Source organism: Crocinitomix algicola (assembly GCF_001661595.2).
Classification (GTDB): Bacteria; Bacteroidota; Bacteroidia; order Flavobacteriales_D; family Crocinitomicaceae; genus Crocinitomix; species Crocinitomix algicola.
In genome coordinates, this window is the sequence record NZ_LYPF02000010.1 from 95,839 (window position 1) to 109,572 (window position 13,734).

The 13,734-nt window shown below is 34.4% G+C and carries 15 protein-coding genes and 1 tRNA gene; 10 read left to right on the forward strand and 6 right to left on the reverse strand.

The window, feature by feature from the left end; translation table 11 throughout:
* The first annotated feature begins 142 nt into the window (after window positions 1–142).
* A complete protein-coding gene (gene rlmN / locus A8143_RS06265; protein ID WP_066757182.1) occupies window positions 143–1,225 on the forward strand; it encodes a 23S rRNA (adenine(2503)-C(2))-methyltransferase RlmN in 1,083 nt (360 codons plus the stop codon).
* Window positions 1,222–2,772, forward strand: a complete 1,551-nt coding sequence (locus A8143_RS06270; RefSeq protein ID WP_066757184.1) for a hypothetical protein — start codon at window positions 1,222–1,224, stop codon at window positions 2,770–2,772. Before rlmN ends, A8143_RS06270 begins: the two co-directional genes overlap by 4 nt.
* On the opposite strand, the gene A8143_RS06275 is transcribed toward A8143_RS06270, so the two are convergent.
* The 5 genes from A8143_RS06275 to A8143_RS06295 are packed head-to-tail and all read right to left on the reverse strand — an operon-like array spanning window position 2,773 to window position 7,096.
* On the reverse strand, window positions 2,773–2,949 hold the full coding sequence (locus A8143_RS06275) for a hypothetical protein (protein WP_217494787.1): 177 nt from the start codon (window positions 2,947–2,949) through the stop codon (window positions 2,773–2,775).
* Between the two features lie 43 nt (window positions 2,950–2,992).
* Complete coding sequence (gene lptC, locus A8143_RS06280) at window positions 2,993–3,574, reverse strand: LPS export ABC transporter periplasmic protein LptC (RefSeq protein ID WP_066757189.1); 582 nt, start codon at window positions 3,572–3,574, stop codon at window positions 2,993–2,995.
* Window positions 3,574–4,905: a hypothetical protein gene (locus A8143_RS06285; RefSeq protein ID WP_066757192.1), complete on the reverse strand. Its 1,332-nt coding sequence runs from the start codon at window positions 4,903–4,905 to the stop codon at window positions 3,574–3,576. The genes lptC and A8143_RS06285 overlap by 1 nt, the downstream gene beginning before the upstream one ends.
* Window positions 4,906–4,929: 24 nt before the next feature.
* Window positions 4,930–6,390, reverse strand: coding sequence for a hypothetical protein (locus tag A8143_RS06290; RefSeq protein WP_066757195.1), 1,461 nt, complete (start codon window positions 6,388–6,390; stop codon window positions 4,930–4,932).
* Complete coding sequence (locus A8143_RS06295) at window positions 6,377–7,096, reverse strand: type III pantothenate kinase (protein ID WP_066757199.1); 720 nt, start codon at window positions 7,094–7,096, stop codon at window positions 6,377–6,379. Before A8143_RS06295 ends, A8143_RS06290 begins: the two co-directional genes overlap by 14 nt.
* Window positions 7,097–7,228: 132 nt before the next feature.
* On the opposite strand from A8143_RS06295, the gene A8143_RS06300 reads away from it, so the two are divergent.
* A tRNA-Phe gene (locus tag A8143_RS06300) sits at window positions 7,229–7,301 on the forward strand.
* 149 nt (window positions 7,302–7,450) lie between these two features.
* Here the strand turns inward: A8143_RS06300 and A8143_RS06305 are convergent.
* The gene (locus tag A8143_RS06305) at window positions 7,451–8,878 is read right to left on the reverse strand and encodes an ATP-binding response regulator (RefSeq protein ID WP_066757202.1); all 1,428 of its coding nucleotides are present in this window, start codon (window positions 8,876–8,878) and stop codon (window positions 7,451–7,453) included.
* A 215-nt stretch (window positions 8,879–9,093) separates the two neighbouring features.
* Here A8143_RS06305 and A8143_RS06310 point away from each other — a divergent pair, with 215 nt between their 5' ends.
* Genes A8143_RS06310 through A8143_RS06340 form a run of 7 tightly spaced genes read left to right on the forward strand, consistent with a single transcriptional unit; the run spans window position 9,094 to window position 13,701 of the window.
* Complete coding sequence (locus A8143_RS06310; RefSeq protein ID WP_066757205.1) at window positions 9,094–9,411, forward strand: YtxH domain-containing protein; 318 nt, start codon at window positions 9,094–9,096, stop codon at window positions 9,409–9,411.
* Window position 9,412: 1 nt separating this feature from the next.
* Window positions 9,413–9,775 carry a hypothetical protein gene (locus A8143_RS06315; protein WP_066757208.1) on the forward strand — a complete coding sequence of 121 codons (363 nt, stop codon included), beginning with the start codon at window positions 9,413–9,415 and terminating at the stop codon, window positions 9,773–9,775.
* The gene (locus tag A8143_RS06320; RefSeq protein WP_139134285.1) at window positions 9,768–9,962 is read left to right on the forward strand and encodes a hypothetical protein; all 195 of its coding nucleotides are present in this window, start codon (window positions 9,768–9,770) and stop codon (window positions 9,960–9,962) included. Before A8143_RS06315 ends, A8143_RS06320 begins: the two co-directional genes overlap by 8 nt.
* A gap of 3 nt (window positions 9,963–9,965) precedes the next feature.
* The gene (locus A8143_RS06325; protein ID WP_083261246.1) at window positions 9,966–10,988 is read left to right on the forward strand and encodes an AI-2E family transporter; all 1,023 of its coding nucleotides are present in this window, start codon (window positions 9,966–9,968) and stop codon (window positions 10,986–10,988) included.
* 12 nt (window positions 10,989–11,000) lie between these two features.
* A complete protein-coding gene (locus A8143_RS06330) occupies window positions 11,001–11,366 on the forward strand; it encodes a response regulator (RefSeq protein WP_066757217.1) in 366 nt (121 codons plus the stop codon).
* A gap of 31 nt (window positions 11,367–11,397) precedes the next feature.
* Window positions 11,398–12,762, forward strand: coding sequence for a sigma-54-dependent transcriptional regulator (locus tag A8143_RS06335; RefSeq protein ID WP_066757220.1), 1,365 nt, complete (start codon window positions 11,398–11,400; stop codon window positions 12,760–12,762).
* A 15-nt stretch (window positions 12,763–12,777) separates the two neighbouring features.
* Window positions 12,778–13,701: a YihY/virulence factor BrkB family protein gene (locus A8143_RS06340; protein ID WP_066757223.1), complete on the forward strand. Its 924-nt coding sequence runs from the start codon at window positions 12,778–12,780 to the stop codon at window positions 13,699–13,701.
* The last annotated feature ends 33 nt before the right edge of the window (window positions 13,702–13,734 follow it).

The window sequence follows — 13,734 nt, forward strand, 5'->3', positions numbered from 1 at the left end:
TGTAATTTTTATTGTTCACTTTTGAGATGCATGAAAAGTTCAATCTCCATAAATAATTTTATGATTCTAAAGATTTAGAATAGAATTCACACCAGAGGATTGATTATTGTTCGGCTGACTTTCACTAACTTTACATTACGAAATGGCAGTTACGACAAAAAAAATCAATATTCGCACCTTATCACAAGAAGAATTAATTTCAGTTCTTGAAAAAATTGGTGAAAAAAAATTCCGCGCAAAACAGGTCTATGAGTGGATTTGGAAGAAGGGAGTGCACTCATTTGATCAAATGCGAAATATTTCGAAAAAAGTAGTTGAATATTTGGATGAGCAATATTTCATTGATTCGATTATTATATCAGATGAGCAACAAAGTAATGATGGCACCATAAAGTGTGCCTTTAAAAGTCACGACAATCATATTACCGAAGGAGTTTTAATTCCAACCACATCACGTATTACAGCCTGTATTTCGTCACAAGTTGGATGCAGCTTGGCTTGCAAATTTTGTGCAACTGGTCGTTTAAAATTAATGCGCAATTTAACTGCTGGAGAAATTTATGATCAAGTCCTATTACTAACACGATCTTCGGAGCAAGAATTTGGAAAACCGTTGAGTAATATTGTTTTTATGGGAATGGGTGAACCCTTGCTGAACTATAAAAATATGATAGCGGGTATCGACAAAATTACATCAGAACAAGGTTTGGGTATTTCTCCTAAACGTATAACAGTTTCTACCGCGGGAATTGCAAAAATGATTAAAAAGTTAGGTGATGATAAGGTAAAATTTAACCTTGCACTTTCTTTACACGCTGCCAACGATGAAAAGCGTAGTAAAATCATGGAGATTAACGACTCAAACAATTTGGAAGTTCTAGCGGATGCCTTGCGCCACTTCTATGATCAAACGGGATCTCGAGTAACTTTTGAGTACATTATTTTCAAGGATTTTAACGATTCTTTGGCAGACGCTCGAGAGCTTGCGGATTACTGTAAAAATCTTCCGGTAAAAATTAACATTATAGAGTACAATCCAATTGACGATGGTGAATTCCAACAAGCAGATAAACGTAAGGTTGATGCATTTGCAGCATTCTTGGAATCGCTAAACTTAGTGGTTAACATCCGAAGAAGTCGTGGTAAAGATATTGATGCAGCATGTGGGCAATTGGCCAATAAAAATGGTGCAATTGCGTTAAAAGAAAGAAGTCTAAAAAAATGATAAAAAAGATTGTCTATATTCTCTGCTTAGTACCCTTTTTTGTTCTTGGGCAAAAAGGCATAGAATTAGATACTGTTAAGCAGGGTAAACCCTACAATACTTCGCGAAAAAGTAATTTTTCTGGTTTTTTAGGTAAAAACGAAATGGTTCTTTTTGCGTGTGATTATTTATCCGTAAACCGTAAAAAACAAGAATTAAATTTAACTCGATTTGATGTTAACACTCTTGAATTGTTGGACGAACGCAATTTATACACAGTAATTGATGAAGCCTATTATAATGAACCGCATGAAATATTTTTTCAAAACAACACCGTTTTTCTATTTTCTACATTGATTGACGACAATCAAGAGCAACGGTTAATATATGTGGAGACGTTTAATGAATATGGAGAAAAAAAAGGAGGTAGAATAATTGATTCACTCAATATAGATGATGAATTTGAGATTCGCGAATCGCAAAATAAAGCGGGATTCATTTTAGCAGCTCACAATAAATTCAATAATATTTTTGAACAAAGCATACATTTAAAATACGTTAATGAATTAGGGAAAATTGGTTGGACAACTATCGTTAAATCTCCGGTATCATTGCAAAATTTAAAAATTGTAGATTTTATTTTCACCGATAACTCTCCCGTTTATATCCTTTGTGATTATGGATTTGACGGACTTGGACAAGGAGGTGTAAGAGAAGACAATACCGATTTACTGAATAACAAATATGCGCTCTGGGCTTATGACCCTGAAATATCCTTTTTAAAAGAATTTGATTTAAGGATTAAAAGTCGTTGGATTAACGGTGTAAAATTGGCCATAAATAAAAAAGAACAACTTATTCTAAGCGGGTTTATTAATGAAACTCGTGCACTTACGGTAAATGGTGTTTACTCTCTCATTATCAATCCAGACTTAACCGTTGAAAATTCGAGTTATTACAAGTATAAAAAATCTTTTTTTGAAAAATTTGTAGAGCCAAAAAAGCTTGATAAAGTGAAAGAATTAAGTGATATTCAACTTCGTGAATGCATTGCTTTAGAAGACAATTCATTTTTTGTACTTGGCGAACATTATTACCATTATACGGACCGGAACTATGATCCCCGCACCAACATTACAACTACTACAGAAAATTATAATTTCAATTCGATTCTAGTCGCTTATTTTGACGCGCAAGGAAATCATATGTGGACAGACCGAATACCAAAATTTCAACATACCATAAATGATTACGGTTATTACTCCTCATTTTCAACCATGCAATACAAAAACGAGTTGTATTTATTTTTTAATGATACAGAGCGGAATAACGGTAAGGCCCTAAATGATTATTTCAATTATGATGATTTAGTGTTTAATCGCAGATTTCAAATCACGAGCGTTCATATTAATGAGGCTGGAATACAATCTCGGAAAGCACTTGTCAACACGAATAACAATTTTATGCTTCGGGCAAAACCGAGTTTACAAGTAGAAGCTGAACACTTTTATCTTTTAGGAGAAATCGGTAAATCAAGAAGGGTATTTGAAGTATGCCCTAGGGACTAATTACTTTTTATTTCGAGCATCCCGTTCAGCTTCACTTTTCTCAAGTTTCTTTCGTAAAAATCGACGAGTAAGCGCCATAAATGCTGTAAGCACTGGTACTAATAGAAAGACACCCCAGCTATTAAAACCTTCGATAATTATAAAAACCACTACAGCTATCAATGTTACTGCTGTCATTAACCACCAGAATTTCTCTAGTATTGAATTCATTTTAGCCAAACTACTCATTTATTGTATCGTTTTCAATTATTGTTTCAACGCGAACTTTATGTGCGTTATAATCTGTAAAATTCTCATCTGTATCTAGACCATACCCCCAAACCTCAGTCTTATCTCCTATAATATTGAATTGTTTATCTGTTTTTACCCGTTTCTCTTTTTGATCCCAATACAATTCCTCGGTTTTTAAGGTTTGATTTTTATCATAATTAGTAAAGATAACGTTATTCTTAGCGATGATTAATTTTTCACGATCCCTCATTTCGCCGTAATCAGCTGTTAACTTCGACACAATCGAATCTTTTGCTTTGTAAAAATTAACGGTAAAACCATCTTTAAACACCGTAATATCTTTAGGCTCACCAAATTTTTCCACCCGCGTTGCGATAATTTCATAGTTCACAACACCAGAATCTGAATAAAGTGTGTGCATATGATTAACTATCTCATCGGGCGATTCATCCGTTGCCGTCACCGTTTTTATGGTCTCCAAATCATTCTCACAAGAAAAAAGCACTCCCACCAAAGAAAAGGCGAGAATGCTTTTATAAATTTTATATTTTACTGTTAAGCCGTTTAGCATTAAAATTTAGCCGTAACAGATTCTCCCCAACACGATAAAGAAACACTATTTCCTTCACTTACACCTTCATCAAAAGCTTCGTTTACTGATGGTGCTCGATCTAAAAATTTACCGCTGCTCACACCTGTTTTACCTGCTGCGATTGCTCTTTGCACGTATACATTTGCCAACCAGTTATTCGCTTTACGCGCAAATGTAGATTCTCCACAATCATTCGCTGTTGCTGCAATTGAATTTGCACATATCATTAAAGCATCCCCTTGATATTCACCTGCACCTACTGTTTTTGCAGTGTTGAATGCCGAACGATAAGAACGTGCTTTGTACTGCTCATTTGCAAGACTTAAAAGGTACTTGTTTTTGTTTTCTCCATCAGCCTCTAATTCAACTGCTTTTTGGAAATACTCAACTGCTTTACTGTGGTTATCAGTACTCGACGCATAAGAACCTCCGAAGAAATAAGCATCTGCTGTAGGATCTATAGAAATCAATGTATCAACAAACATTCCATACACTTCATTAGATTGACATTTCTTTTGATCCATCAAACCTAAATAATTATTCACTTTTTTCTTTTTTGCTTCAATCTCTTGCGGTAACGTATTTAATTTTTCTTTAAATACCCCAACTAATACATCGCAATCATTTGCTACTTTTAAGAAATACTTGTCAATAAAGTTTTGAGCACTTGTTTGACGTTTTACTTCATTTTTATCTGCTGCTTTTTCCGCAGCCTTTTTTGCTGTAGAAACATATTCAGACAAGGTAATATACTCTTCAATTACCATTGTTCGCGCTTCTTCTTTATTTTCCGGTTCAGCTTTATTAAACTTGTTGATCAACAAATGCTTGAAATATTGAATGATATGTGTTGATTTTGCATCCGCTTTTAAGGTATGTATACTTGCTCCGAACAAAGAATCAATTTTATCAATATCCTCAGATTTATCAGACATCAACTTAGCAGCGTAATCAGCTGTCCAAGAAGGGTCATTTTCAACTAACATTCTTCGCTCATAAATGATATTCATTGTATCATTAATATTTGCAATTCGCTCTTCAGAAATACCTTCCTCTTTTTCTAACTTAGAATAAAGGTAACGACCATTGAAATAGAATTTAGCATCTAGGCCATCAGTACCACAAGCATCTATTGCTTTTGTCCAGAACATTGCTGCATCGTTGTACATTTTTTGTTGCAAATATCTGTAATACAAACTTTTCATTTGCGCACAATCATCACCTGACTCTGTTGTTTCTTCTTGAGCGAAGACACCTCCACCCATTAAAAGGGTTAATATAAATGTTCCTAATAATCCTTTAAGTTTCATCTCTTTTCTTATTCTAGTTATTGTTTAATCGTATTTTCGTTTTAAAAACCAGAGACTGTTTCTTTGTGGTGTGATAGCTACTCCAAAGAAAACTCCCATGTATCGTTCCTCTAATAAACCTCCATTGGTTGTTCCTAGTTTTCCTAAATTGACCCCTAAGTTAATATTCGTATTTGAATTACCTGTTAGAATCGGTAAGCCTAATCCAAAACTCATGCCATAATTGTCTAATCCGACTTCTGTACCAGTATTATCACTCAACTTCAATTCTGTTTGAGCATAATTAAATCCGATACGATAGTGCATGCGTGAAAAGAAGTTATTATCTGGATCATAAGCTGCTGCGCCCCACTTTGGGGTCCATTCCATACCCAAACCAATTGCCATTCGATCTTGTAACCCCGCATTCACCTCTTCATTTTCAAAAGAAGTTGAAAAAGTGGACCATCTTTCCATTTTCACATCACCGGCAAATTTAATAAGCGAGCCTGTTTGAAAAGGTCTTAAGCGATATTCGAAACCAAGGCCAAAAGACTCCGGTTTTTTAATGGTTCCTTGCTTATCGGTAATTAATTCAATTGTATCAACCACTAAAACACTTTCTCCTTTATAATAACTACCGATGTATGACTTTGAAAACAAATCTTGATAAGCCCTTACGTTACTCTCAGGCGCATAAGTAGCACCAATTGCCAATACTCTACTGTATGACCCTGATTCAAAACCAATTTGATAATTCACACCTAATTCATAAGCCAATCCAGAAACTCTCAAACCTGTTTCTACTCTTGAATTTAAGGTAGAAGAACTTGACGGAACCAACTCAGAAGACCTTATTTGTTGTGATGTTCCAAATAAATAATTCCCATTAACACCAATTGATAAGGTATGAATTTTCTTTCCAACAATTGGTTTATTAATTTTTGTTTTGATCGAATCAAAAATAGTTTGTGTCTGATAAACTGTATCTGTTATTTTAATATTTAGAGGTCGATAAGCTATCCCAAAATTCGCAATTCGAATTCCACCAGCACCTTCACTCACCATTTGGTGGGTTGTATCTTCATCTTCTATCTCATACTGTGTGATTGTATACCCCGTAAAGGTATAAGGTTTAATTCCGACACCTACTCCCCAATGCTTTTTAATGGGCAAACCTAATTGAAACTGATTCAAACCAAATGTCGATTTATTTGCGGCATCTGTTTCCGTAGAAAAGGTTGAAAAACGTCCACTCATTCCAATTTGAAACACAGGTCGATAACGCCCAATGAATGAATAAGAGGCTGGGTTATTAGAGTTGACGAGTGCAGAATCAGTTATTGCCATTGAAACTCCACCCATTGAAGAGAAAGTTGCAAATCCTTCATAATTGCGTTCACCAAGACCGTATATACTGTAGGGAGATTGCGTTCCTTTTTGCGCTATCACAAAATTTGCGAATAGACTGAACAGAACAATTAGTGTAGCTTTACTCTTCAACATTATACTTTAAAATTTCATTTAACCCATAGAGTGTCAAATTAGAATCTGCAAAGATGGTATTTTTATAACGCTTATCAAAGTATTTTAAATCTCCTCCGCTCATAAAAATTGTTAATTCACCAAATTGTTCCTGATAACGTTCAATAAACCCATTTATTTCATGAAGAATAGCATGTTGTACTCCGTTCATCATGCTCGTCACTGTCGTATCACCATATCCAAAGTCGAAAATTTCAGGTTGTATTAAAGGTAATTTGTCTGTGAATTCGTGCAAAGCCCGGTACCTCATCTTAAGTCCTGGACTGATGTTCCCGCCAAGATAAACACCTTCACCATTGACAATATCATACTTGATACAAGTTCCTAAATCAATCGCCAAAGAAGCCGCATTTGGATTTTTTCTCCAAACAGCAACCGCATTAGCAATTCTATCCTTCCCTAAAGTTTTAGGCGTTTTATAAGCGATATGAACAGGAAGCTTGATGTGTTTATCAAATGCGACTGTATTTAAATGAGAAAATTGCAGATTATCATTGGTAACAGATGAAATTAAACAAAAATCACCTGGATTGGTATGCTCATTTACCCATTGATTAATTTCATTTATAGCCGTTTTTTGGAAAGATTTCTTTCTTACGACCTCTTTTTCTTCATTAAATAAGGCCAATTTTGTTGCCGTATTTCCTTGGTCAACTATCAGATTCATAAGCACAAAGTTGAACACAATTTATTAAACCGAGATATTTTTTAGAAAAAATTATTGTTAAATCTATTGTACATTAAAAATCCTTACTATCTTTGCGCCTGTCTTTACAAAACGGTAAGACAATTAAAGGATGGTGATATAGCTCAGTTGGTAGAGCAATGGACTGAAAATCCATGTGTCGGGGGTTCAAATCCCTCTATCACCACTAATAGAATTAAGCTCGATCGTTGATCGGGCTTTTTTTGTGCCCAATGTTTTATGAATTATTTTATAAATGAGTCAAGAATATGATCGAAGGGAATTAGGTTTTAAAGCTTTTCCTTATCGATGACAACAATCCTGTCCGTTTGAAAATTACTTTTGAAATTGAATTGTAAATTTTGTTCCGTGATTAACTTTACTTTGTACCTTAATTTTTGCGCCATGTTCTTCTAAAATATTTTTAGAATTTGCCATACCGAGACCTAAACCTCCTTGTTTACTCGTATAAAATGGCTCAAATAATTGGTCAATGATTTCATTGTTCATGCCAATACCGTTATCCGTTATCTCAACGTTGACAAAGTTATCGTCTTCGGATACGGCTATTACTAACTTTGGATTTTCAGTTGTTTCGAGAGCTTCAGTAGCATTGATAATAATATTTGTGAAAACAACTTGAATTTTTTCTTGATCCAAACGCAAATGATGTTCGTGATCATCAATTTTAAGTGTACAGTCAATACCTTTTAGAAGAATTCTATCCTTACAATGTTCATAGGCATTTTGGATAATTTTCTTCAAGGATTGATTGGTAAACTGAAAATCAGGATCAAGCGTATTGTTTAAAAACTTATCAATTAAAGCCGAAATCCTAAGCGCATTCCTATGTACAACACCTAACATCACCATTGCATCCGAATTCGATTTTAAATCATCCTTCATTTCCTCCGTTGCCAACACTATATTTGTTAAAGGATTGCGGACTTCATGACCAATTATTCTTGCCATGCGCTGGATTAATGAAATTTTTTCGTTTGCATAAAGTTTTTCTCTGACTTTTTCTAGCTCAGTCACATCATGAATAACGACTTGAAAATCAGCATTATCTTTTGCATCTAAAATTCGCGAAATAGCAATATAAACTTCTAGAATTTCACCATTAAAATTTCGTAATTTGGTGCGATTTATATTACGCATATTTACCCCGGACAAGGCTGAAAAAAAATTTTTATAATTCTCATCAACAAATAGTGATCTAAAATCCAAATTGCCCTCCTCTTTAATTCCAATTAAATCTCTAAAGCTTTGATTAGCCATTAAAATTTGATGATTTTCGTCTGCCGTAAAAACAGCTTCAAGACTGTTGTGTATGAGGTTATGGTATTTTTCGCGTTCGTTTCGTGATTGAATCTTAAAAGTATTCATTTGAAGACTGTAACGAATAGCTCGACTCAAAATTGACTGATTGATATCTTCCTTCTTCAAATAATCGTCCAAATCAAATCGTGCTGCAATATCTTTAAGAACTCCCTCATCTTGCCCGCTAATTAGAATGACAGGCACAAAATCTTTCACATAATTTAAATCCTTTAAAAAGTCTTCAACAGTATGCTCACCAACAAAATAATCCAGAAAACACAAATCGATACTTTGCGACAAAACTATTGAGCGACCCATTTCAAAAGAATCTGCTTCAACCACTTTTACCTGCCAATCGTCCAATTGTAAAAGATGCGCTTTTAGATAAAGCAAATCACTTTTGCCGTCTTCAACTATTAAGATTGTAATTTTTCTTTTCATTAATGTCTAAGATACGGGTTCCTGTCTTTTTCAAGCATTTTCTATTGAATAATGAGGAAAAAAATCACACTAAGTGTAGAAAAAATTCCCCAAAACACCCAACCTTTCAAACCTTTAAAAAACTCATAAACCTAATTATCAATGTTTTGCATGTTTTACGGGAAATCGGAATAGAAATTGAATATTAATAATCAAATCTTAAAAACACAATAAAAATGAAGAATAGCACAAAGAATATTTTAGTAGCAGGACTCGGAGGAATTGCAGTAGGCGCGTTAGCAGGAATTTTATTTGCACCTGCATCAGGAAAAGAAACGAGAGAAGCGATTAAATCAAAAACAACCGACTTATCCGACGAAGTTTCCAACAAAATTAATGCGTTAAAAGGTTGCGCAACAGAAACAGATCCAGCGGAAATTATAGCGGATTTAAAAGCAAAAGTGGCGGCAAAGTTCAAGTCAGGAAAATCAGAAGTAAAAGACAACTTACTTGAACAAATTCAAACCTTAGAAGAAGCAATTAAGAAGGCGTAAAATGGCATTAAACGAGCACATACAAAATATCGCCAATAAGGCGGAACAATATGCCGAAGCTAAATTTGAAGAAGCAAGTTTAAACACGGTAGAGCAATCGGTGAATATTCTATCCAGTATTTTAGTTTGGTTCATTATTTCAGGGGTTGCTCTACTGACTTTAGCCGGATTATCTATAGTATGCTTCTACCTATTAGCAAATTGGCTAGAAAGTGAACTTGGAGCCAGCCTCATTATATTCGGTTTTTTCGCTTTAACGACTTGCATCTTAATCTTCAATTATAAAAAGCTACTCACAAAGCCCGTTAAAAACTTTTTATTGGGTCAATACCTGAGTGATTACAAAATGAAAAATGATGGATAATATAGAGAAGTTCGAAAAAATGAAAGAAATAAGTCGATTGAGAGGCGAATACTATAAACAAGAGTTACTTGATTTGGTTGGCTTCAAAAAGGACAATATCCCTGAAGGGAACAAAACCCTTGGATGGTTAAATGCTAGTAAACTAGGATTTGATCTTTATAAACAAATAAAAAAACTCATCGAATAAAACATGCTCACAAAAAACCTATACAGAACTATCATCATTTCGGCGCTGATAGTGGTTACCATCTATTATTCGCAGATGTTGATAATGCCCATCATATTTAGTGCACTTTGCGCCATGTTTATTCATCCTTGGGTAAAAAAACTAGAATCAATAGGATTACCATTATCACTTGCAAGTCTAATTGTTGTTGTAGGAATTGGAGCAATAATGTCTGGAATCGCGATTTTAATGGTACTGCAAGGAACGACTATCATTTCATCTTTACCAACCGAACATGTCGAAGAATTTGCAAATCATCCACTGGCAAAAATTGACAATAATGTCCCCTTTGACTTAAGTCAGTATTCAAATGAATTTACGGCTTTTCTTGACACTTCTAAATCCAAAATAATGAGTTTCGTTCCTGAAACATTACTCAGTATTAACGATGGTATTTTCTTTCTATTAACCTGTCCGGTTTATATTTATTTCATGCTTGTTTGCAGGTCTTCGATTCGGTCTTTCTACTACAGCAGTTTCAAAAAGAAAAACCGACACATCGCAAATCGGATCCTTACCCAAGTTGAGATTGTATATGTTGAATACTTAAGAGGTTTATTTTTTGTTATTGTTATTGTTGGCGGTTTAACAGGGCTTGGACTCTATCTATTGGGAATTAAATATGCTTTTTTCCTGGGAGCACTATCCGGCCTTTTAACATTAGTACCTTACGTTGGAGTAGTGGTCAGTGCGTTAATTCCATTAATTATTGCTTTGTTAACAAAAGACAGCATTTGGTACGGTGCCGGTGTTATAGGAATCTATGCCCTTATTCAATTTTTGGAAGGAAATATCATTACCCCAAAAATAATGGGTAGTCAAGTTGGAATTAATCCCTTGATGGTTATTATGGGAATCGTTATTTTTGGAGCAATTGGTGGAATAATTGGGATGTTATTAACAATACCTATATTGGCATTAATCAAGACAGTTGCCTATTATATCCCTTCATGGAAACCCTTGAGGCTGCTACTTTTGGTGAATTAAAACAAAGGCATTATGGTAAAAAACATATTAATAGTTGACGATGAAGAGGATATTTGCTATTTGCTAAAAAGTATTTTGAAACGGCAAACAGATGCAAAAATAGATATTGCGAATTCGTGTAAAACTGGGGAACATTTATTGTCTAAACAGTCTTATGATTTAGCGTTTTTAGATATGCAATTAGGAGATGGAACTGGAGCGGATTTGATCCATTTTATTAAAAATGAATCGAACCAAAACCCTTTTATCGCTGTTATTAGTGCACATACTACCAGCGCTGATATTCAAAAAGTAAAAGATTTATCCGTTCATGAGTTTATTCAAAAACCATTATCCCGAGAAAAAATTATAAATTGTTATTTAGCAGCAGCTGGTTAGACAGAATTAAAACAATACAAGTATATCACATATGGCCAACATACTGGTAATTGACGACAACCATGATATCTGCTTATTATTAAAGCGTTATCTTGAGAAAAAAAAATATTCCGTATCAACTGCTCATTCTGGAAAGGATGGGCTGTTGTTATTTAAGAACAGTAAATTTGATTTGGTTTTATGTGATTTCAGACTTCCTGATTTTGATGGAATACAATTAATAAACGCGTTAAAAAAGCAACGCCCTGCCTGCGAGGTCATTGTAATTACGGGATACTCTGATGTAAAAATGGCCGTTCAAGTAATGAAACGTGGCGCATTTGAGTACGTTACAAAACCCATACACCCTGAAGAAATTCTACATTCCATTCAATCCGCTTTAGCGCATAAATCGAAGAATGACAAGGGAACCTCGTCCGCGAAAAGCAAAAACAAGAAAATTGAACAAGCCTTTGTCATTGGAAAAAGTATTAAAGCAGATCGCATTCAAAAATTAATAGAACTAGTTGCTCCTACAGCAATGACTGTAGTTATAACTGGGCAAAGCGGCACGGGTAAAGAAGTAACAGCCAAAACCATTCATAGCAAGAGTACGAGGGCAAAAGAACGATTAATAGCGGTGGACTGCGGAGCCATTCCAAAAGAAATTGCAGGCAGTGTATTGTTTGGACATGTAAAAGGAGCTTTCACAGGCGCGTTGACGGATAAAGTTGGACATTTTGAAGCCGCTCATAAGGGAACTTTGTTTTTGGATGAAATCGGAAATCTATCCTATGAAAACCAAATAAAGCTATTGAGGGTTTTACAGGAACGAAAAATTCAGCGAATCGGTGAAAACAAAAGTCGCCCTATTGACGTTCGAATTATCGCAGCGACTAATGAAGATTTAAAGCAAAAAGTCGAAAATGGGGAGTTTCGAGAAGATTTATATTACCGATTAACTGAATTTTCAATTGAATTATCACCTTTAAACGAACGAAAAGAAGACTTAATGCTTTTTGCTGATCATTTGTTAACTCGAGCATCTCAAGAATTAAATAAAACAGTGAATAAATTTGATCCAGAAGTTGTAAAAATTTTTCAATCATATAACTGGCCAGGAAACTTGCGTGAATTAAAAAATGTAATCAAAAGAGCGACATTACTTTCTACCACAGACACAATAAAAAAAGATACAATACCTCTTGAGATTCAACATTTCAACCTAAAAGTCACAGAATCATCTGAGCGTAACAGCTTAAAGTTAATTGTAGAAAAGGCCGAGAAAAAAGCAATAATAAAAGTCTTAAAAGAAACCAATTTTAACAAAAGTAAAACCGCTCAACGACTGGAAATTGACCGTAAAACATTGTATAACAAAATGAAATTATACGGCATTCTAACTGAATCTAAATAAATTTTGCAACGCAGCATGAAGACCTTTTTTAATTCCTTTTTAACCATTACAAAAACAACATTTAAAGGGTTTGACAATCATAATTTAATGACATTTGCAGCGGGAATAGCATTCTATACTATTTTTTCTCTTCCTGGTTTATTAATTACAATCATAGTAACTGCCGGATTTTTCCTTGGACAAGAGGCTGTAGAAGGAGAACTTATTAGCCAATTAGAAGGGTTAATAGGAACAAGTTCGGCAGCATCAGTGCAAGGAATTATTAAAAACATTCAATTATCTGGAGATTTTTCGTTAAAAACAGCTTTTGGTATTGGCACTTTATTATTTTCTGCGACGACTATTTTCATAACACTTCAAGAAGCCTTAAACAGAATTTGGGATGTAGTAGCTGTACCTGAGCGAGGATTTGTCAAGTTCATTTTCAACCGTGTAATTTCTTTTGGGATGATAATTTCACTTGGATTTATTCTACTCGTTTCATTATTGTTGGACACTCTACTTTCTTTGTTTTTCGACAGAATTGAAGAAGTTACTGGAAAAGAAACTAGCTTTTGGATTGATTTTTCTTCGCATTTTAGTACCATTCTAATTGTTTTTATTGTGATAAGTCTACTCTTTAAACTATTACCTGATGTTCAATTAAAATGGCGCGATGTTATCATGGCATCATTAATCACAACGGGGTTTTTAATGGTTGGAAATTATGGAATTGGTGCCTATATAAAGAATAGTAATTTTACTGAAACCTATGATGCCGCCGGCTCAATAATCATTATTCTTGTTTGGGTTTATTATTCCACTGTAGTAGTTTTACTCGGTGCTGAGATTACTAGAGCAATAATGATTTACAATCGCAAACCTATACGGCCTGCAAAAGGAGCAAAAAAAATCTCTTTACAAACGATGGATTATGACGAATATAAATCCAACTTATAGGAACAAATTTAAATTCCAATCAATTTTCTAAAA

What these genes read in the sequence shown, in the direction of transcription:
- A8143_RS06340 (WP_066757223.1), top strand. Translation starts at nt 12,778, where the DNA reads ATGAAGACCTTTTTTAATTCCTTTTTAACCATTACAAAAACAACATTT.
- A8143_RS06275 (WP_217494787.1), bottom strand. Translation starts at nt 2,949, where the DNA reads ATGACAGCAGTAACATTGATAGCTGTAGTGGTTTTTATAATTATCGAA.
- A8143_RS06285 (WP_066757192.1), bottom strand. Translation starts at nt 4,905, where the DNA reads ATGAAACTTAAAGGATTATTAGGAACATTTATATTAACCCTTTTAATG.
- A8143_RS06290 (WP_066757195.1), bottom strand. Translation starts at nt 6,390, where the DNA reads ATGTTGAAGAGTAAAGCTACACTAATTGTTCTGTTCAGTCTATTCGCA.
- A8143_RS06310 (WP_066757205.1), top strand. Translation starts at nt 9,094, where the DNA reads ATGAAGAATAGCACAAAGAATATTTTAGTAGCAGGACTCGGAGGAATT.
- A8143_RS06295 (WP_066757199.1), bottom strand. Translation starts at nt 7,096, where the DNA reads ATGAATCTGATAGTTGACCAAGGAAATACGGCAACAAAATTGGCCTTA.
- A8143_RS06305 (WP_066757202.1), bottom strand. Translation starts at nt 8,878, where the DNA reads ATGAAAAGAAAAATTACAATCTTAATAGTTGAAGACGGCAAAAGTGAT.
- rlmN (WP_066757182.1), top strand. Translation starts at nt 143, where the DNA reads ATGGCAGTTACGACAAAAAAAATCAATATTCGCACCTTATCACAAGAA.
- A8143_RS06335 (WP_066757220.1), top strand. Translation starts at nt 11,398, where the DNA reads ATGGCCAACATACTGGTAATTGACGACAACCATGATATCTGCTTATTA.
- lptC (WP_066757189.1), bottom strand. Translation starts at nt 3,574, where the DNA reads ATGCTAAACGGCTTAACAGTAAAATATAAAATTTATAAAAGCATTCTC.
- A8143_RS06315 (WP_066757208.1), top strand. Translation starts at nt 9,413, where the DNA reads ATGGCATTAAACGAGCACATACAAAATATCGCCAATAAGGCGGAACAA.
- A8143_RS06325 (WP_083261246.1), top strand. Translation starts at nt 9,966, where the DNA reads ATGCTCACAAAAAACCTATACAGAACTATCATCATTTCGGCGCTGATA.
- A8143_RS06320 (WP_139134285.1), top strand. Translation starts at nt 9,768, where the DNA reads ATGGATAATATAGAGAAGTTCGAAAAAATGAAAGAAATAAGTCGATTG.
- A8143_RS06270 (WP_066757184.1), top strand. Translation starts at nt 1,222, where the DNA reads ATGATAAAAAAGATTGTCTATATTCTCTGCTTAGTACCCTTTTTTGTT.
- A8143_RS06330 (WP_066757217.1), top strand. Translation starts at nt 11,001, where the DNA reads ATGGTAAAAAACATATTAATAGTTGACGATGAAGAGGATATTTGCTAT.